Genomic DNA, 20,124 nt, shown 5'->3' with positions numbered 1-20,124 from the left:
CACCTGCACGAGAGACTATTATGGCCCAACACGACCAATTACACCGCTATCTGTTTGAACAATTCGCCGTGCGCGGCGAGCTGGTCACCGTATCCGAAACCTGGAAACAGATTCTGGAAAACCACAACTACCCGCTGCCGGTGAAAACCCTGTTGGGCGAACTGCTGGTTGCCACCAGCCTGCTGACTGCCACCCTGAAATTTGCCGGGGATATCACCGTGCAATTGCAGGGTGATGGCCCTATGACCCTGGCGGTCATCAACGGTAATAACCAGCAGCAGATGCGTGGCGTGGCGCGCGTACAGGGCGATGTTCCTGAAAACGCGGACCTGAAAACGCTGGTGGGTAATGGCTATCTGGTCATCACCATCTCCCCGGAGGAAGGTGAGCGCTATCAGGGCGTGGTTGGCCTCGAAGGCGATACGCTGGCGGCCTGCCTGGAAGATTACTTCATGCGTTCTGAACAGCTGCCGACGCGTCTGTTCATCCGCACCGGTGAAGTAGACGGTCAGCCTGCTGCTGGCGGTATGCTGCTGCAGGTTCTGCCTGCGCAGGACGCGCAGACCAACGACTTCGAGCACCTCGCGACTCTGACGGAAACCGTCAAAGCAGAAGAGCTGTTCACCCTGTCGGCGACCGATGTCCTGTGGCGTCTTTATCACGAAGAAGAAGTGACGGTTTACGATCCACAGTCGGTGGAATTTAAGTGCACCTGTTCACGTGAACGCTGCGCTGGCGCGCTGAAGACCCTGCCGGATGAAGAGATCGACAGCATCATGGCGGAAGACGGCGAAATCGATATGCACTGTGACTACTGCGGTACGCACTACGTGTTCAATTCGATGGATATTGCTGAGATCCGCAACAACGCCTCCCCGGCGGATCCTCAGGTCCACTAAGCAAAGCCTGCCCTCACTTTGCCCTCTCCCTTTTGCGAGAGGGCAACGTGCAAAAAAGCCCTCTCTGGCTGAATCGTTTTTAACACTGTAACTCTTACGTAATTTTCTTACGTGTATGCGATTACATTCACATTCCTTCCGATAAAATCACCAGCCATTAACCTTTTCGGAACATTTTCCCCAACCAAAAAGCGATTCCTGCGATAATCCGCCTGCCCTGTGACTGGAGTCGCAGCGTTTTCCGTTAGTAAGGGTTTTGTCCAGATGCGTAAATCTATGAGCCCCGTCGCGGTTAACAACCTCACAAAAACCCTACAATTTCAGACAGTACATATTGGCTAAGGAGCAGTGATATGCGTGTTACTGGTTTAACCCCGCAAGATCTCAAGGCTTATGGTATTCACGACGTCCAGGAAATCGTCTACAACCCCGATTACGATACGCTGTATCAGGAAGAGCTCAATCCAGCACTGGAAGGATACGAGCGAGGTGTGTTGACTAACCTTGGTGCTATCGCCGTCGATACCGGTATCTTTACCGGTCGTTCGCCGAAAGATAAATACATCGTCCGAGACGAGACCACCCGCGACACACTGTGGTGGGCTGATAAAGGCAAAGGGAAGAACGATAACAAACCGCTCTCTCCGGAAACCTGGCAGCATCTGAAAGGGCTCGTTACCCATCAACTTTCCGGCAAGCGTCTGTTTATCGTTGATGCTTTCTGCGGCGCTAACGCCGACACCCGTCTTTCCGTGCGGTTTATCACTGAAGTGGCCTGGCAGGCGCATTTCGTGAAAAACATGTTTATTCGTCCTGACGACGAAGAGCTGCAGGATTTCACACCTGACTTCATCGTGATGAACGGGGCGAAATGCACGAACCCACAGTGGAAAGAGCAGGGTCTTAACTCCGAAAACTTCATCGCCTTTAACCTGACCGAGCGTATTCAGCTGATCGGCGGTACCTGGTACGGCGGCGAAATGAAGAAAGGGATGTTCTCGGTGATGAACTACCTGCTGCCGCTGCGCGGTATCGCCTCCATGCACTGTTCGGCAAACGTCGGTGAAAAAGGGGATGTGGCGGTGTTCTTCGGCCTGTCCGGCACCGGTAAAACCACCCTTTCTACCGATCCGAAACGTCGTCTGATTGGCGATGACGAGCACGGCTGGGATGATGACGGCGTGTTTAACTTCGAAGGGGGCTGCTACGCGAAGACCATTCGCCTGTCTGAAGAAGCGGAGCCAGATATCTTCCATGCCATCCGCCGCGATGCGCTGCTGGAAAACGTCACCGTGCGTGCCGATGGAACGATCGACTTCGACGATGCTTCGAAAACCGAAAACACCCGCGTGTCTTACCCTATCTACCACATCGACAACATCGTGAAGCCGGTGTCAAAAGCGGGCCACGCGACGAAGGTGATTTTCCTGACGGCAGATGCGTTCGGCGTGTTGCCTCCGGTGTCCCGCCTGACCGCCAGCCAGACGCAGTACCACTTCCTGTCTGGTTTTACCGCCAAACTGGCCGGTACCGAGCGCGGCGTGACGGAGCCAACGCCAACCTTCTCCGCCTGCTTCGGCGCAGCGTTCCTGTCGCTGCACCCGACGCAGTACGCTGAAGTGCTGGTCAAACGCATGCAGGCGTCCGGTGCACAGGCGTACCTGGTGAATACCGGCTGGAACGGCACCGGCAAACGTATCTCCATCAAAGATACCCGCGCCATTATCGACGCCATTCTGGATGGTTCACTCGATAACGCCGAAACCTTCACGCTGCCGATGTTTGATCTGGCAATCCCGACGGCGCTGCCGGGCGTAGAGACCCGTATTCTCGACCCACGCAATACCTACGGCTCACCGGAGCAGTGGCGTGAGAAAGCAGAATCGCTGGCGAAACTGTTTATTGAGAACTTCGAGAAGTATACCGATACCCCGGCAGGTGAAGCGCTGGTGAGTGCGGGTCCGAAGCTGTAACAGCTGACACGACCTGCAAAAAAAAGGGTGGCTTTTGCCACCCTTTTTTAACTCTCTCTCACCTGCCCGCGCGTCACCGGCACCGGTAACCATGCGCGAATGCTTAAACCACCCCGCTCACTGGTCCCAATCTCCAGCAAGCCGTTATGGTTATCCACAATACGCTGCACAATCGCCAGGCCTAAGCCGGTTCCGCTGGTACTGCGCGCGCTATCGCCCCGCACAAACGGCTGGAACAGATGCTTACGCTGCTCTGGCTTAATGCCCGGACCGTCATCTTCCACCTGGAACCAGGCGCGGTTGAGCTCAGATCCGCTGCTGACTTTAATCCAGCCATTGCCATAACGGGCCGCGTTAACCACCATATTGGCCACCGCACGTTTAATGGAAAGCGGGTGCATCCGCACCTGAATTTCACCGGCCTGCAGGTCGGTATCGATTTCCCGCTCGTAGCCGCTTTCCGCCGCGACCACTTCACCGAGTACCGCATTCAGATCGGCCATCTCCATCGGCATCTCCTGCCCGGTACGCAGGTAGTCAATGAACTGCTCGATAATGGCGTTACACTCTTCGATGTCCTTGTTAATGGACTCCGCAAGATAACCATCCTCTTCGCCCATCATCTCCGTCGCCAGACGGATACGCGTGAGCGGCGTGCGCAGGTCATGACTCACGCCCGCCATCAGCAGCGTACGGTCGTCTGCCAGCTGTTTCACGCCGGCCGCCATATGGTTAAAGGCCCGCGTCACGGAACGCACTTCTGAGGCGCCGTACTCACGCAGTGGCGGAGGAATAATCCCTTTACCGACCTGCAGCGCAGCGTGCTCCAGGTCGACCAGCGGTCGGTTCTGTATACGAATAAACAGCCACGCGCCGCCTATCGCCAGCAGCATAATGGCAAGGGTGTAGCGGAACAGCGGTGAGAAGTCACCCTGATGAATTTCGGTCAGCGGGACACGCACCCAGATATTGGGTGACAGCCAGGTTTTCAGCCAGACGACCGGCGAGCTTTTGTTGACCTCAACGCGCACTTCCGTCGGGCCACCTAACTGCTGCGCCATCTGCTGGCTGAGGAACTCATAATGCTGCGCCCAGCGCAGGCCAGCGTCTTCTGCCGCTTCGTTGGAGTAAAGCGAAATACCCAGCTCACGGTAGATTTCACGGCGAAACGCCGGGGGAACAACTAACTGCGTGCCGTCCTCCAGTTGCAGTTTATCGGTCATCAGCATACGCACTTCGTATGCCAGAACCTTATTGAACTGCTGGAGGCTCGGCAGGATCGCAAAGTTCAGCACCACCAGATAGGTTGTCACCAGACTGACGAACAGCAGGGTGACAATCAGTAACAGCGTACGGGCAAATGAGCTTCGCGGAGAGAAGCGCATTCGCCTCATGCTTTAGCGCCGTCCGGGACAAACACGTAGCCCAGACCCCATACGGTCTGAATATAACGAGGATGCGCCGGATCTTCTTCCACCATGCGGCGCAGACGGGAGATCTGCACGTCAATGGAACGTTCCATTGCGGAGTATTCACGGCCACGCGCCAGGTTCATCAGCTTGTCACGTGAAAGCGGCTCACGCGGGTGGCTGACCAGCGCTTTCAGCACCGCGAACTCACCGCTGGTGAGCGGCATAGGTTCATCTTCACGGAACATCTCACGGGTACCGAGATTCAGCTTGAACTTACCAAACGCAATCACCGCTTCTTCCTGCGACGGTGCGCCAGGCAGTTCGTTCGCCTGACGGCGCAGCACAGCGCGAATACGGGCCAGCAGTTCACGCGGGTTGAACGGTTTTGGAATGTAGTCGTCAGCGCCGATTTCCAGACCAACGATGCGGTCAACCTCTTCCCCTTTCGCCGTCACCATGATGATCGGCATAGGGTTGCTCTGGCTACGCAGACGGCGGCAGATGGAAAGCCCGTCTTCACCAGGCAGCATCAGGTCGAGTACCATAAGATGGAATGATTCGCGGGTCAGCAGACGGTCCATCTGCTCAGCGTTGGCCACGCTACGAACCTGGAAGCCCTGCTCGGTCAGATAACGCTCAAGCAGCGCACGCAGGCGCATGTCGTCATCCACGACCAGAATTTTGTAGTTCTCTTGCATTGTGTGTACTCCCAAAGGTTCGGATAGTCTAATAACAGCGTATTCTAAAAAAGTGCACGTGTTCGACCAGCTAATTCTGGTATAAATTCTAGTCGAAATTGTTACAAAGCATATTTAACAGCAGCTTATCTGCACATTTCATCACATAAATCATTATTAACGTTGTCTGTTAGACTACGTGATACGTAATGTGCGCAAAGAATGCAATGATGTCGAGTCTTAAGGTCACCCCATGAAAACGCCCCTGATCACCCGCGAAGGGTATGAGAAACTCAAAAAAGAGATGGATTACCTGTGGCGCGAAGAGCGTCCTGAAGTGACCAAGAAAGTGACCTGGGCCGCAAGCCTGGGCGATCGCAGTGAAAATGCTGACTACCAGTACAACAAAAAACGGTTACGTGAAATCGACCGCCGGGTCCGCTATCTGACCAAATGCCTTGAGAACCTCAAAATAGTGGATTACTCCCCACAGCAGGAAGGCAAAGTGTTTTTCGGCGCGTGGGTCGAGATTGAGAACGACGATGGCGACACCCTGCGTTTTCGTATCGTCGGCTATGACGAAATTTTTGGTCGTAAGGATTACATCTCTATCGACTCACCAATGGCCCGTGCGCTGCTGAAAAAGGAAGTGGGCGATTTGGCCGTCGTGCAGACCCCTGGCGGCGAAGCCAGCTGGTACGTCAACGAAATTACGTACGTTAAATAGTCCGAGAGCGCCCTCCGCGGCTGGCATTTTGCCGTGTCAGCCCGTATAACTATCCCCTGATTTTTTCGACTCAACAGATGATAAAGCCATGATGAAAGATTCGCTCTGCCGCATTATTGCGGGTGAACTTCAGGCCAGAGCCGAACAGGTAGAAGCTGCCGTTCGCCTGCTTGATGAAGGGAACACCGTGCCGTTTATTGCACGTTATCGTAAGGAAGTCACCGGCGGTCTGGATGACACGCAGCTGCGTAACCTGGAGACCCGTCTCGGTTACCTGCGTGAACTGGAAGACCGTCGTCAGGCGATCCTCAAATCCATCGGCGAACAGGGAAAACTGACCAGCGAGCTGGAAACCGCAATCAACGGCACCCTGAGCAAAACCGAACTCGAAGACCTTTATCTGCCGTACAAACCGAAGCGCCGCACCCGTGGACAGATTGCCATTGAGGCAGGCCTGGAGCCGCTGGCCGAACTGCTGTGGAACGAACCGTCCCACGACCCGGAAACCGAAGCCGCGAAGTTTATCGATGCCGATAAAGGGGTCGCAGACACCAAAGCCGCACTCGACGGCGCGCGCTATATTCTGATGGAGCGTTTCTCCGAAGATGCCGCTCTGCTCGCGAAAGTGCGTGACTATCTGTGGAAAAACGCCCACATTGTCTCTACCGTGGTCAGCGGGAAAGAGGAAGAAGGCGCCAAGTTCCGCGATTATTTCGATCATCACGAACCCATCTCTACCACCCCTTCACACCGCGCGCTGGCGATGTTCCGCGGCCGCAACGAAGGCGTGCTCCAGCTCTCCCTGAATGCCGACCCACAGTTTGACGAGCCACCAAAAGAGAGCCACTGCGAGCAGATCATTATCGACCACCTCGGCCTGCGCCTGAACAACGCGCCGGCAGACAGCTGGCGCAAAGGCGTGGTGAGCTGGACGTGGCGCATCAAGGTACTAATGCACCTCGAAACCGAACTGATGGGCACCGTGCGTGAACGCGCCGAAGACGAAGCAATCAACGTCTTCGCCCGTAACCTGCACGACCTGCTGATGGCCGCACCTGCCGGCCTGCGCGCCACCATGGGACTCGATCCGGGTCTGCGTACCGGCGTAAAAGTGGCCGTGGTTGACGGTACCGGCAAGCTGGTGGCTACCGACACCATTTATCCGCATACCGGCCAGGCGGCGAAGGCTGCCGTCGTGGTTGCGGCGCTGTGCGAGAAATACAACGTGGAGCTAGTGGCCATCGGCAACGGTACGGCCTCCCGTGAAACCGAGCGTTTCTACCTCGATGTGCAGAAACAGTTCCCGAAAGTCACCGCACAGAAAGTGATTGTCAGCGAGGCGGGCGCTTCCGTCTATTCGGCGTCTGAACTGGCCGCCCTGGAGTTCCCGGACCTGGACGTTTCCCTGCGCGGTGCGGTTTCTATCGCCCGTCGTCTGCAGGATCCGCTGGCGGAGCTGGTTAAGATCGACCCGAAATCCATCGGCGTCGGCCAGTATCAGCATGACGTGAGCCAGACTCAGCTGGCCCGTAAGCTGGATGCGGTCGTGGAAGACTGCGTAAACGCCGTCGGCGTTGACCTGAACACGGCCTCTGTTCCCCTGCTGACCCGCGTGGCGGGCTTAACCCGCATGATGGCGCAAAACATCGTTGCCTGGCGTGATGAGAACGGCCAGTTCCAGAACCGCCAGCAGTTGCTGAAGGTGAGCCGTCTGGGGCCAAAAGCGTTTGAGCAGTGCGCGGGCTTCCTGCGCATCAACCACGGCGATAACCCGCTGGATGCCTCAACCGTTCACCCGGAAGCGTACCCGGTAGTGGAACGCATTCTGGCCGCAACCCAGCAGGCGCTGAAAGACCTGATGGGCGACAGCAGCGCGCTGCGTAACCTGAAGGCGGTCGATTTTACCGACGAGCAGTTCGGGGTGCCGACGGTCACGGACATCATCAAAGAGCTGGAAAAACCGGGCCGCGATCCGCGTCCTGAGTTTAAAACCGCGACCTTCGCCGACGGCGTTGAAACCATGAATGACCTGCTTCCAGGCATGGTACTCGAAGGGGCTGTCACTAACGTCACCAACTTTGGCGCGTTTGTCGATATCGGCGTGCACCAGGACGGTCTGGTCCACATCTCTTCCCTTGCCGATAAATTCGTTGAAGATCCGCATACCGTGGTCAAAGCGGGCGACATCGTGAAGGTGAAGGTGATGGAAGTGGATCTGCAGCGTAAGCGTATCGCCCTGACGATGCGTCTGGACGAGCAGCCAGGTGAAACCAACGCGCGCCGCGGCAGTAACGGCGGCGGACGCGAGCAGCAGCGCCCGGCCGCAAAAGCGGCGAAGCCACGCGGACGTGACGCCCAGCCTGCGGGCAACAGCGCCATGATGGATGCGCTGGCGGCAGCAATGGGTAAGAAACGCTAACCGCATAAAAAAGGCCCGGTGATGCGTCACTCACCGGGCCGATATCCCGCCGAAATTAATTGTAAAATATGAAACCGGTTGTATATCTATATTTCAACCATCAGTGATCACACTATTAACATATAAGCCTTTCCTCTCCCTGCCGCAGAATCAGTAAATATTGAGCAAGGTCAAACAGGCCGTAAATTAATACCGCAAACAACATTCCGTCACAGTTTTATTATTGCTGATAAAAACTATTCTCATTATCATCCCATAGTAGATATTTTAACCTCTCGTGGAATCAGGCATTATGCAATTCACTCCAGACAGTGCATGGAAAATTACCGGTTTTACCCACGAAATTAGCCCGGCCTACCGACAAAAGCTGCTGTCGCTGGGCATGCTGCCCGGCTCGTCATTTCAGGTCGTGCGCGTCGCCCCGTTAGGTGATCCGGTGCATATCGAAACCCGACGCGTAAATCTGGTATTGCGTAAAAAAGATCTCGCATTAATAGAAGTCGAAGCCTTATCCCGATAACAAGCCAGCGGTTTCAGTGAGTCCAGAAAAATGAAAAAATTAACTATTGGCTTAATTGGCAATCCTAATTCCGGCAAGACAACGCTATTTAACCAGCTCACGGGTGCGCGCCAGCGCGTCGGTAACTGGGCTGGCGTAACGGTTGAACGTAAAGAAGGCCTGTTCTCAACAACAGATCACCAGGTCACGCTGGTTGACCTACCCGGCACGTACTCCTTAACCACGATCTCCTCGCAAACTTCGCTCGATGAGCAGATTGCCTGCCACTATATTCTTAGCGGCGACGCGGATCTGCTCATCAACGTGGTTGATGCCTCAAACCTTGAGCGTAACCTCTACCTGACGCTGCAGCTGCTGGAGCTGGGCATTCCCTGCATCGTGGCGCTCAACATGCTCGACATTGCAGAGAAACAGAAACTGCGTATCGACGTCGATGCCCTCTCCGCACGGCTGGGGTGCCCGGTCGTTCCGCTGGTGTCGACGCGCGCCCGCGGTATTGATGCCCTGAAACTGGCTATCGATCGCCACGCGGGAAATCGTAACGTTGAGCTGGTGCACTACGCCCAGCCGCTCCTGCGCGAAGCGGATCTGCTGGCGCAAGAGATGGACAAAAGCATGCCCGCGAAACAGCGCCTGTGGCTCGGCCTGCAAATGCTGGAAGGGGATATCTACAGCCGCGCCTATGCTGGTCATGCGGCAGATAAACTGGACGTGGTCCTCGCCCGTCTGAGCGACGAGCTGGATGACCCGGCCCTGCATATCGCTGATGCTCGCTATCAGGCCATCGCCGCGATTTGCGACGTGGTCAGTAACGCCCTGACGGCGGAACCGAGCCGCTTCACCGCGGCCGTGGATAAGGTTGTGCTTAACCGCTTCCTCGGTTTGCCGGTCTTCTTGCTGGTGATGTACCTGATGTTCTTGCTCGCCATTAACATTGGTGGCGCACTCCAGCCGATTTTCGATGCCGGTTCCGTTGCTATCTTTGTTCATGGCATTCAGTGGGTGGGTTACACCCTGCATTTCCCGGAATGGCTGACCATCTTCCTTGCCCAGGGGATTGGCGGTGGTATCAACACCGTACTGCCTCTGGTGCCGCAAATTGGCATGATGTATCTGTTCCTCTCCTTCCTTGAGGATTCCGGTTACATGGCGCGCGCCGCCTTCGTCATGGATCGCCTGATGCAGGCGCTCGGTCTGCCGGGCAAATCCTTCGTGCCGCTGATCGTTGGCTTCGGCTGTAACGTGCCCTCGGTTATGGGTGCCCGTACGCTGGATGCACCGCGTGAACGTCTGATGACCATTATGATGGCACCGTTTATGTCCTGCGGTGCGCGACTGGCTATCTTCGCGGTCTTTGCCGCGGCCTTCTTTGGGCAGCAGGGGGCGCTGGCGGTCTTCTCGCTGTACGTGCTGGGTATCGTCATGGCCATTCTCACGGGGCTGATGCTGAAACACACCATCATGCGCGGCGAAGCGTCGCCGTTCGTAATGGAACTGCCGGTCTACCACGTCCCCCATCTTAAAAGCCTGGTGATCCAGACCTGGCAGCGCCTGAAAGGCTTCGTCCTGCGTGCCGGTAAAGTGATTGTTATCGTGAGTATTTTCCTGAGCGCGCTGAACAGCTTCACCCTGAGCGGACAGGCTGCGGATAACATCAACGACTCCGCCCTCGCCTCCGTCAGCCGCGTCATAACCCCGGTCTTCAAACCGATTGGCGTCCATGACGATAACTGGCAGGCGACCGTCGGTCTGTTCACCGGTGCGATGGCGAAAGAGGTGGTCGTCGGGACCCTGAATACGCTCTACACCGCGGAGAACATCCAGGAGCAAGCGTTCAATCCGGCAGAGTTTCATCTCGGTAACGAACTGCTGGGCGCCGTCGAAGAGACATGGCAGAGCCTGAAAGACACCTTCAGCCTGAGCGTGCTGGCGAACCCTATCGAGGCCAGTAAAGGTGACGGCGAAATGGCAACGGGTGCCATGGGCGTGATGAGCGAGAAATTTGGCAGCGCCTCTGCGGCCTACAGCTACCTCATCTTTGTTCTGCTCTATATTCCGTGCATCTCCGTCATGGGCGCGATTGCCCGCGAGTCCAGCCGTGGCTGGATGGGTTTCTCCATTCTGTGGGGGCTCAACATCGCTTACTCGCTGGCGACGCTCTTTTATCAGACCGTTAACTTTAGCCAGCACCCGCGGTATAGCCTGGTGTGCATCCTGGCGGTTGTGCTCTTTAACGTGCTCGTTCTCGGCCTGCTACGCCGGGCACGCAGCCGGGTTGATATCAACCTGCTGGCAAACCGCAAAACGGCTGCCACCTGCTGCAACAGCCCGGCGGGCGACTGTCACTAAGGGGTAAGCCATGGCATCGTTGATTCAGGTACGTGACCTGCTGGCGTTACAAGGGCGAATGGAGGCGAAACAGCTGAGCCTCACCCTGCATACCCCGCAGCCGATGATCGATGCCATGCTGGAAAGACTGGAAGCCATGGGAAAAGCGGTGCGTATTCAGGAAGAGGCGGAGGGCTGCCTGTCCGGCAGTTGTAAAAGCTGCCCGGAAGGAAAAGCCTGCCTCAGAGAGTGGTGGGCACTGCGCGCATAAAGCCGGGCATCGCTGCCCGGCATTATCGTATTACTTATAGACGTCCGCCGTTGCGCGCACGTTTTTGGTCTGTTTTTCGGCACTGGTGACGACGTAGTACTTCCCACCCAGCTCATCCGCTTTCTTAGACAGCTCTCTTTTGGCGTCCATCGGCGCGGTCGTGTCAGACGTAGAAATCTCACCAACTTTGGTCAGATTCATCCCGGCAACTTTATCTTTTTCCAGCTCTTGTGCCGCAAAGGCGCCAAATGAAAGTGACCCAATAACCAGAGAAGTGACGATACCTGTAACAAGTTTCATAGCCTGACTCTCCATAGGATTGTTGTTTTGATTATCGTAGGCAGAACAACCGCAACGACATCTGGAGTATGGTTGCGGTGTGAAACTTTTTCCAGGCTGGATAGAAAATAATCAGTCTAAACGTTGACTTAACGCAACGAGCGCTGAACAAAACTCCGCCGGATGAGAGATAAACGGCGCATGCGCGGCTTTGTTTATCACCAGAGACTCACTTTGTGGCCAGAGTGAATCCAGCACTGGAACCACTTTGCGCGGCACCAGCCCGTCGAGGTAGCCGTAGATACGCAGGTGCGGCATCGCCAGCGCGGCCAGCGGCTCACGCAAATCGACAGTTTTGAGGATCTCAAGCCCCCCGTTAAGCACCTCAACGTCCGGCATCGGCAGGGAAAGCACGGTCTGCTTCAGCACTCTGGCATCCTGACGCGCGGTGTCGGTTCCCATTGTCTGCAGGGCCAGGAAACGCTCAACGGTCCGCTGGAAGTCTTCGCTCAACTGTTTCTGGAACCCGGCCAGCACATCCGGTTTTATGCCCGGCCAGTCGTCCTTTGCACTGAAGCACGGTGACGAGGCGACCGTGACCAGCGCACGCACGCGCTCGGGATGGGTCAACGCAATCTGGCTCGCCACCAGCCCACCCAGGCTCCAGCCCAGCCAGATGGCGTGTTGCGGCGCAGCGTCCAGAACCTGCTGCGCCATCTCCTCGACCGACATTGCCCCAAAGCCGCGGCTGCGGCCAAAGCCCGGTAAATCCACCAGATGCAGGGTAAATTGCGAGGCGAGTTCCCCGGTTATGCAATTCCATACTTCGGCATTCAGGCCCCATCCGTGCAGCAGCACAAGATGGCAATTTCCCGTCCCTACGGTCTGCCACCACAGCGTCTTCATCAGTTACTGTTCTCTTTTTTCACATGGAGGTTGAACATGTTAACAGTGCCTGGCTTGTGCTGGCTATGCCGGATGCCGCTTGCCCTCAGCGCATGGGGCGTCTGCTCCGTTTGCACCCGCTCGCTGAAAAGGCAGGCGATGACGTGTCCGCAGTGTGGGCTAGCGGCCACTGGGCGAGACGTTCCCTGCGGCCGCTGCCTGAAAAAAGCGCCGCCGTGGTGTGCCCTGGTGGCTGTGGATGATTATGTTGCGCCGTTAAGCGGCCTTATACATGCGCTGAAGTTTGCCGGCCAGAGTGTGCTGGCGCGTCCCCTCGCCCGCTTGTTACTGCTGGCCGTTTTACAGGCGCGACGCACCCGCGGCCTGCCGAACATCGACATGGTGGTCAACGTGCCTTTATACTGTCGCCGACACTGGCGACGCGGCTATAACCAAAGTGACCTGCTCTGCCGCCCGCTCGCCCGATGGCTCGGTTGCCGGTACGACGCCCGTGCGCTCAAACGCGTCCATAACACGGCCATCCAGCATCAGCTCACGGCCCGGCTTCGCAAAAGGAACCTCAAAAATGCCTTTCGTCTTGAATTCCCGGTCAAAGGCCTCCATATCGCGATTGTGGATGATGTCGTCACCACAGGCAGTACCGTTGCTGAACTTTCCCGACTGCTTTTGCAAAGCGGCGCCGCGTCGGTTCAGGTATGGTGTCTGTGCCGTACCTTGTAGCCCTTCTTCAATGGGCGTATGATTATACCCAGGTAATTTAGTCAACTATTAGGCCAAAGCTATGATCCGTATTTCCGATTCTGCACAAGCGCACTTTGCCAAACTGCTGGCAAATCAGGAAGAAGGGACGCAGATCCGCGTGTTTGTGATCAATCCAGGCACTCCGAATGCAGAATGTGGTGTCTCTTATTGTCCTCCGGACGCAGTGGAAGCGACTGACACTGCCCTTAAATTTGAACAGCTCACGGCTTACGTTGATGAGCTGAGCGCACCGTATCTTGAAGATGCGGAGATCGACTTCGTCACCGATCAGCTGGGTTCTCAGCTGACCCTGAAAGCGCCAAACGCCAAAATGCGTAAAGTGTCTGACGATGCCCCCCTGATGGAGCGCGTCGAGTACCTGCTGCAGTCTCAGATCAACCCACAGCTGGCGGGCCACGGCGGTCGTGTTTCCCTGATGGAAATCACTGAAGACGGCCTGGCGATCCTGCAGTTCGGCGGCGGCTGTAACGGTTGTTCAATGGTTGATGTCACGCTGAAAGAAGGGATCGAGAAGCAGCTGCTGAACGAATTCCCGGAACTGAAAGGTGTGCGCGATCTGACCGAACACCAGCGCGGCGAGCACTCTTACTACTAAGCGTCCGCCTGCTTTTGCCCGGTGGCGCTATGCTTACCGGGCCTGCTTTCCCCTCCCTGCCTTGCCTCCCCATATGTTGACCTGCGTCTCATAATTCAAATTTAGCCCCCCAGGGTGATTCTCAACCACGACATGTTACCCGTATCATTCTCGTGGGCACTAAGCACCTTCATAACAGCCGACTAAACTTAATAGTTTCCAAGGCAACAGTATTAGTGCCGTTAACACTCTGTTCCCAGTTGGGACAATCGGAATTTGTCGTTGAAACAATGACGTTACCCATAACAATTCAAAGGCCAGGTAAATCATGCCATTAGTCATCGTTGCTATCGGTGTTGTGTTATTACTGCTCTTGATGATCCGTTTCAAAATGAACGGGTTTATCGCTCTGGTTCTGGTGGCACTTGCAGTCGGTCTGATGCAAGGGATGCCGCTGGTGAAAGTCATCAGCTCCATTAAAGCCGGTGTCGGCGGCACGCTCGGTAGCCTGGCACTGATCATGGGCTTTGGCGCTATGCTCGGCAAAATGCTGGCAGACTGTGGGGGCGCCCAGCGTATTGCCACCACGCTGATTGCCAAATTTGGTAAGAAGAATATTCAGTGGGCGGTCGTGTTAACCGGGTTTACCGTCGGTTTCGCACTGTTCTATGAAGTGGGCTTCGTGCTGATGCTGCCACTGGTGTTCACCATCGCAGCGGCAGCGAACATTCCACTGCTGTATGTCGGTGTACCGATGGCCGCCGCGCTGTCCGTTACGCACGGTTTCCTGCCACCACACCCGGGTCCAACCGCGATCGCCACCATCTTCCATGCCGATATGGGTAAAACCCTGCTGTTCGGTACGATTCTGGCAATCCCGACGGTGATCCTGGCCGGCCCGGTTTATGCCCGCTTCCTGAAAGGGATTGATAAGCCTATCCCGGAAGGTCTGTACAGCGCGAAAACCTTCACGGAAGAAGAGATGCCTGGTTTTGGCGTCAGCGTCTGGACCTCTCTGGTGCCGGTCATCCTGATGGCGATGCGTGCCGTGGCGGAAATGATCCTGCCAAAAGGCCACCCGTTCCTGTCCGTTGCCGAGTTCCTGGGCGACCCGGTGATGGCGACGCTGATTGCGGTACTGATTGCGATGTTCACCTTCGGCCTGAACCGTGGTCGTTCAATGGATCAGATTAACGACACGCTGACCTCTTCCATCAAAATCATTGCCATGATGCTGCTGATTATCGGTGGTGGCGGTGCGTTCAAGCAGGTGCTGGTCGACAGCGGCGTGGATAAATACATCGCGGCCATGATGCATGAAACCAATGTGTCACCGCTGCTGATGGCGTGGTCTATCGCTGCGGTGCTGCGTATCGCGCTCGGCTCTGCAACCGTTGCAGCAATCACCGCCGGTGGTATCGTTGCGCCGCTGATTGCGACGACGGGCGTGAGCCCTGAGCTGATGGTTATCGCGGTAGGTTCCGGTAGCGTGATTTTCTCTCACGTGAACGATCCGGGCTTCTGGCTGTTCAAGGAATATTTCAACCTGACTATCGGTGAAACCATCAAGTCCTGGTCTGCACTGGAAACCATTATTTCGGTGTGTGGTCTGGTCGGGGTTCTGCTGTTGAACATGGTTATCTGATATCAAAAAGCCGGGTAGCTTGCGCTTACCCGGCTTTCTTCTCTCTGTGAGACTACCGCGTTTTACCCACCGCTTTTCTGCGCTTATCCAAATCCTTAATCAGCCTGTTCACCCCGTCATCGGCAAACATCTTCTCAAGCGTGATGGACAATTTGCGACGCCAGTTCTTGTACTGATAGCTGGTACCCGGAATGTTCACCGGCTCCGCCATATCAATCCAGTCTTCCGGCTGCAGACCCAGCAGGGCACTGTTGCTGTCGGCAATATAGCGCTGCAATCCGCGGTTGAGTGTAGGCGTCATCGACATCAGTGATGCCTTATGCCCGGCGCGTTTCGGCAGGCAGCCATGCTTGTGTAACGCATCAAGCAACCCTTGCTTCGCCAGCTCGCGATCCTGATACAGCCCACGTAAGACCTCTTCATCCGGATACAGACCCAGCGTTTTACCGAGTGTCAGATCGCCGCTTTCCCAATAGCCACGAAGCGTAGGAAGGTCATGCGTCGTCGCGACTGCCATTGACTGTTCAGGGTACGCTTTCGGCGCGCGGAAGGTTTTCTCATGGTCGTTTTCAAAATAGAGCACTTTATAGGAGTAAACACCGCTGTCGCGGAGCTTACTGACAATCTCAACCGGCACGGTACCGAGATCTTCGCCGATCACCATGCACTGATGACGTTTACTCTCCAGCGCCAGGATCGAGAGCAGATCGTCAACCGGATACTGTACATACGCGCCGTGGTCAGCCGTTTCACCATAAGGGATCCACCACAGACGCAGGACGGACATCACGTGGTCAATTCGCAGCGCGCCGCAGTTTTGCATGTTGGCGCGCAGCAGGTCGATAAACGGCTCGTAAGCCCGCGCAGCCATGACGTGCGGATCCATCGGCGGCAAACCCCAGTTCTGGCCGAGGGGGCCAAGAATATCCGGCGGTGCGCCCACGGAGGCCTTCAGGCAATAAAGCTCGCGGTCACACCAGGTTTCCGCCCCGCCTTCCGCCACGCCAACGGCCAGATCGCGGTACAGGCCGATCGGCATTTTATAGCCCTGGCTCACCTGCCAGCAGGCAGCAAACTGGCTGTAAGCCAGCCACTGCAGCCAGAGGAAGAAGTCCACCTCGTCAGCATATTTTTTGCAGAACGCCTGCACTTCGGGCGTATCGACAGATTGATACGCTTCCGGCCATACCGGCCAGCCCCAGCGCATTTCGTCCTCTTTTACCTGATAAGCGTGCAATGCATCGAACGCCGCCTGCCAGTAAAGGCTCTCGCCTTCCTGAGCTACAAACTGGCGGAAAGCCGACATCTGCTCATCATCACGCTGCGAAAAACCTTTCCACGCCAGACGTAACGCGGCCATTTTCAGTGCGGTGACGGTAGCATAGTCTACCCAGTCCGTCTCGCGCGCCTGCTTCAGCGCCTGCTGAGTGGTCGTGAGGTTCCACCACGCCTGCGCCTCTTTGCTGCTTTTGAAATCGTCTAAGGCATTCACGTCAATGTAAATCACGTTCAGCCAGCGACGGGATGACGGGCTGTACGGACTGGCACTTTCCGGGTTCGCCGGATAGAGCGCATGAATGGGGTTGAGGCCGATAAACGCACCGCCGCGCTCGCCCACATCCGCCAGCATCTTTTTCAGGTCGCCAAAATCGCCGATACCCCAGTTGCTGTCAGAGCGCAGCGTGTAGAGCTGCACGCAGGCCCCCCACAGCTTTTTACCCTCGAGCAACGCCTGCGGCTCATAGCAGCGTTTTGGCGCAACAATCACCCGACAATGAAAACGCTGGTCGTCCTGCGTGAGGGTTAACGTGTGATAGCCCTCCGGCAGTTTTGCCGGAAGATTAAGCGCTTTGCCACCGGTGGCGTGGCCTTTGTGCTGTTGCCCCTCTTCGGTCGTGAGCAGCCAGCTAAATTCGCCGCGCCCGTTTACCGTTAGCGGCATCTTTTTACCGGCGGTAAACACCTTCACGTTCGGCACCGGAGCAACCGACGCTTTCGCGTCGGTCTTGTGCATGGCATCCAGCAAACGTCTTTTGGTGTCGGCGCCAATAGACTGTGGTTTGCCATGAGCATTAATGTAACTAAGGCTGATCCCCGCCGCCTGCGCGGCACTGTCCAGACGTTTACTCTCCATCGCGCTTCCTTAGCATTTTGCCTGCCAGATACGAGCCTGATAATCACGGATTGAGCGGTCAGAACTGAACATCCCGCAGCGGGCGGTGTTCAGAATGCACGCCCGGGTCCACGCTTCCTGGTCGCGATACAGCACATCGACCTGTTTTTGCGCGTCCACATAGGCCGTAAAGTCCGCCATGACCAGATACGGGTCACCGCCGTGTTTGTCCATGCTGTGCAGCATCTGGTCAAAGGCATGTTTATCGCCGTCACTGTACTTGCCGCTTTCCAGCTCTTTCAGAACCGCATCAAGAACTTTGTCTTTCTTACGCCATTTCACCGGGTCGTAACCTTTGGCCTTGAGGGCTTTCACTTCTTCGACGGTATGGCCGAAGATAAAGATGTTCTCTTCCCCCACCTTTTCGGCGATCTCGACGTTCGCGCCGTCGAGCGTACCGACGGTCAGCGCACCGTTCAGCGCCAGCTTCATGTTGCCGGTACCGGAAGCTTCTTTCCCTGCCGTGGAGATCTGCTCGGAGATATCCGCCGCCGGGATCAGCATCTCAGCTGCAGAGACGCAGTAGTCCGGCAGGAACACCACCTTCAGCTTGTCACCCACTTTCGGATCGTTATTGATGGCCGCGGCCACTTTATTAATGGCGAGGATAATGTTTTTCGCCAGGTAGTAGCCCGGTGCGGCTTTCGCCCCAAACAGGAACACGCGCGGTACGCGGTCAGCCTGCGGGTTCTCGCGGATCTCTTTATACAGCGCCAGAATGTGCAGCAGGTTCAGGTGCTGGCGTTTGTACTCATGCAGACGTTTGATCTGAATATCGAAAATGGCGTTCGGGTTGATCTCAATCCCGGTACGCGCTTTGACAAAATGCGCCAGACGCACTTTGTTTTCGAGCTTAATGGCGCGGTACTGCTCGCGGAATGCCGCGTCGTCGGCATACTTTTCCAGATTGATAAGCTGGTCCAGATCGTTGGCCCACTCTTTCTTCAGGGTTTTGTCCAGCAAGCCGGCCAGCAGCGGGTTGCACTGCTTAATCCAGCGACGCGGCGTGATGCCGTTGGTCACGTTATGGAATTTGGTCGGCCACAGCTGGTGGTATTCCGGGAACAGGTCTTTCACCACCAGATCCGAGTGCAGCGCCGCCACACCGTTCACCGCAAAACCGCTCACCACGCACATGTTCGCCATGCGCACCTGTTTGTCATGTACCACAGCCAGCTTCGCCCACACCGCTTTGTCGCCCGGCCAGGTTTTATCCACTTGCTTTTTAAACGCGTCGTTAATCTTGTTGATGATCTGCATATGACGCGGCAGCAGGGCTTTCACCAGCTTCTCATCCCAGCACTCCAGCGCTTCAGGCATCAGGGTGTGGTTGGTATAGGCAAACGTACGGCTGGTGATCGCCCACGCGTCATCCCAGCCCAGCTGGTGCTCGTCAATCAGCACGCGCAACAGTTCAGGAATCGCAATCGTCGGGTGCGTATCGTTAAGCTGGATCACTTCGAAGTCCGGCAGCTGCGCCAGCTTGCGGCCCGCCAGGTGATGACGACGCAGAATATCCGCAATGGAACAGGCACACTGGAAGTACTGCTGCATCAGACGCAGTTTCTTGCCCGCCAGATGGTTGTCGTTCGGGTAAAGGACTTTGGTCAGTTTCTCGGCGTCGATCCCCTGCTGCTCGGCACGCAGGAAATCGCCGTCGTTGAATTTGGTCAGGTTGAAGGGATGAGCATGCTTTGCCTGCCACAGACGCAGCGGTTGCGCCACGCCGTTATGGTAGCCCAGCACCGGCAGATCCCAGGCTTCGCCGGTCAGGGTAAACGCAGGCTCCCACAGCCCCTGCTTCGTGACTTTACCACCAATGCCTACCTGAACATCAAGCTGTGCATTGTGGCGGAACCAGGGGTAAGTATTGCGGTGCCAGTCATCCGGTGCTTCCATCTGATGACCATCAGCAAACGACTGACGGAACAGGCCGTACTGGTAGTTCAGACCGTAGCCAATGGCCGACTGACCGACGGTGGCCATCGAGTCAAGGAAACAGGCCGCCAGACGTCCCAGACCACCGTTACCCAGCGCCGGGTCAATCTCTTCTTCCAGCAAGTCGGTCAGGTTAATGTCATGCTCTTTCAGCACATCACCCACCTCCTGATACCAGCCGAGGTTCAGCAGGTTATTACCTGTCAGACGGCCAATCAGGAACTCCATTGAGATGTAGTTAACGTGGCGCTGGTCTTTCGTCGGTTTTGCCAACGGTTGAGCATCCAGCTGCTCCGCGAGCGCACCGCTCACTGCCTGCCACCACTGGTGAGGCGTCATCTCGTTTGCAGCGTGAAGGCCAAAACGCTGCCACTGACGCGTCAGGGCAGCCTGGAATTGAGCTTTGTTAAAGGTAGGCTGTGACATAGGGAATTGGCATCCTGTAGAGAGAAAACACATGTTGGCGCTAGTGTGCCAGGCTCATTTCGCCTCTTCCTCATCCCGCAGGGGATTAGGCAGGGAGGAGTAGCGGGGATGAGCATAAAAGTGTGATCAAGGCCACTCTGAGAGCATAGTGTGAGTGTGCCAGGAAGAAAAAAAGATAACCGGGGAGAATGTCAA

At 56.2% G+C, this 20,124-nt stretch carries 16 protein-coding genes; 10 read left to right on the top strand and 6 right to left on the bottom strand.

What is annotated here, in order from left to right; all coding sequences use genetic code 11:
• The first annotated feature begins 20 nt into the window (after positions 1-20).
• Positions 21-899: an Hsp33 family molecular chaperone HslO gene (gene hslO / locus L466_RS19265; RefSeq protein ID WP_014171960.1), complete on the top strand. Its 879-nt coding sequence runs from the start codon at positions 21-23 to the stop codon at positions 897-899.
• A 353-nt stretch (positions 900-1,252) separates the two neighbouring features.
• A complete protein-coding gene (gene pckA / locus L466_RS19270; RefSeq protein WP_032680145.1) occupies positions 1,253-2,872 on the top strand; it encodes a phosphoenolpyruvate carboxykinase (ATP) in 1,620 nt (539 codons plus the stop codon).
• Positions 2,873-2,919: 47 nt separating this feature from the next.
• Here pckA and envZ read toward each other — a convergent pair whose 3' ends face one another.
• Together envZ and ompR are read right to left on the bottom strand one after the other, a co-directional pair.
• Positions 2,920-4,266, bottom strand: a complete 1,347-nt coding sequence (gene envZ / locus L466_RS19275) for a two-component system sensor histidine kinase EnvZ (RefSeq protein ID WP_014171962.1) — start codon at positions 4,264-4,266, stop codon at positions 2,920-2,922.
• A complete protein-coding gene (ompR, locus tag L466_RS19280; protein ID WP_006177890.1) occupies positions 4,263-4,982 on the bottom strand; it encodes an osmolarity response regulator transcription factor OmpR in 720 nt (239 codons plus the stop codon). The genes envZ and ompR overlap by 4 nt, the downstream gene beginning before the upstream one ends.
• Positions 4,983-5,214: 232 nt before the next feature.
• On the opposite strand from ompR, the gene greB reads away from it, so the two are divergent.
• The 5 genes from greB (at position 5,215) to feoC (ending at position 11,226) form a co-directional block, all read left to right on the top strand.
• A complete protein-coding gene (gene greB, locus L466_RS19285) occupies positions 5,215-5,688 on the top strand; it encodes a transcription elongation factor GreB (RefSeq protein WP_014171964.1) in 474 nt (157 codons plus the stop codon).
• An 88-nt stretch (positions 5,689-5,776) separates the two neighbouring features.
• Entirely contained in the window at positions 5,777-8,107 is a 2,331-nt protein-coding gene (locus tag L466_RS19290) for a Tex family protein (RefSeq protein WP_025202857.1), read from the top strand.
• 292 nt (positions 8,108-8,399) lie between these two features.
• Positions 8,400-8,627 (top strand): ferrous iron transporter A, encoded by a 228-nt coding sequence (gene feoA, locus L466_RS19295; protein WP_020884570.1) that lies wholly within the window; start codon positions 8,400-8,402, stop codon positions 8,625-8,627.
• Between the two features lie 30 nt (positions 8,628-8,657).
• Positions 8,658-10,976 carry a Fe(2+) transporter permease subunit FeoB gene (gene feoB / locus L466_RS19300; protein WP_014171967.1) on the top strand — a complete coding sequence of 773 codons (2,319 nt, stop codon included), beginning with the start codon at positions 8,658-8,660 and terminating at the stop codon, positions 10,974-10,976.
• A 10-nt stretch (positions 10,977-10,986) separates the two neighbouring features.
• The gene (gene feoC / locus L466_RS19305) at positions 10,987-11,226 is read left to right on the top strand and encodes a [Fe-S]-dependent transcriptional repressor FeoC (RefSeq protein ID WP_014171968.1); all 240 of its coding nucleotides are present in this window, start codon (positions 10,987-10,989) and stop codon (positions 11,224-11,226) included.
• A 30-nt stretch (positions 11,227-11,256) separates the two neighbouring features.
• On the opposite strand, the gene L466_RS19310 is transcribed toward feoC, so the two are convergent.
• Positions 11,257-11,526 (bottom strand): YdgH/BhsA/McbA-like domain containing protein, encoded by a 270-nt coding sequence (locus L466_RS19310; protein WP_020884569.1) that lies wholly within the window; start codon positions 11,524-11,526, stop codon positions 11,257-11,259.
• A 111-nt stretch (positions 11,527-11,637) separates the two neighbouring features.
• Positions 11,638-12,411 (bottom strand): pimeloyl-ACP methyl ester esterase BioH, encoded by a 774-nt coding sequence (gene bioH / locus L466_RS19315; RefSeq protein ID WP_032680144.1) that lies wholly within the window; start codon positions 12,409-12,411, stop codon positions 11,638-11,640.
• A 36-nt stretch (positions 12,412-12,447) separates the two neighbouring features.
• Between bioH and gntX the strand changes: the two genes are divergently transcribed.
• The 3 genes from gntX (at position 12,448) to gntT (ending at position 15,392) form a co-directional block, all read left to right on the top strand.
• The gene (gene gntX / locus L466_RS19320; RefSeq protein ID WP_032680139.1) at positions 12,448-13,131 is read left to right on the top strand and encodes a DNA utilization protein GntX; all 684 of its coding nucleotides are present in this window, start codon (positions 12,448-12,450) and stop codon (positions 13,129-13,131) included.
• A gap of 61 nt (positions 13,132-13,192) precedes the next feature.
• Positions 13,193-13,768 (top strand): Fe-S biogenesis protein NfuA, encoded by a 576-nt coding sequence (gene nfuA / locus L466_RS19325; protein WP_003861601.1) that lies wholly within the window; start codon positions 13,193-13,195, stop codon positions 13,766-13,768.
• Positions 13,769-14,075: 307 nt separating this feature from the next.
• Positions 14,076-15,392, top strand: coding sequence for a gluconate transporter (gntT, locus tag L466_RS19330; RefSeq protein WP_014171973.1), 1,317 nt, complete (start codon positions 14,076-14,078; stop codon positions 15,390-15,392).
• Between the two features lie 52 nt (positions 15,393-15,444).
• Here gntT and malQ read toward each other — a convergent pair whose 3' ends face one another.
• Together malQ and malP are read right to left on the bottom strand one after the other, a co-directional pair.
• Positions 15,445-17,526 carry a 4-alpha-glucanotransferase gene (gene malQ / locus L466_RS19335; RefSeq protein ID WP_025202852.1) on the bottom strand — a complete coding sequence of 694 codons (2,082 nt, stop codon included), beginning with the start codon at positions 17,524-17,526 and terminating at the stop codon, positions 15,445-15,447.
• 9 nt (positions 17,527-17,535) lie between these two features.
• Positions 17,536-19,929 (bottom strand): maltodextrin phosphorylase, encoded by a 2,394-nt coding sequence (malP, locus tag L466_RS19340; RefSeq protein ID WP_032680138.1) that lies wholly within the window; start codon positions 19,927-19,929, stop codon positions 17,536-17,538.
• Positions 19,930-20,124 lie beyond the last annotated feature (195 nt).

Source organism: Enterobacter sp. BIDMC 30, from assembly GCF_000534355.1.
In the GTDB taxonomy this organism is placed as follows: Bacteria; Pseudomonadota; Gammaproteobacteria; order Enterobacterales; family Enterobacteriaceae; genus Enterobacter; species Enterobacter ludwigii.
The sequence above is the reverse complement of the archived record's forward strand: the minus strand, read 5'-3'. Positions and strand labels throughout refer to the sequence as shown.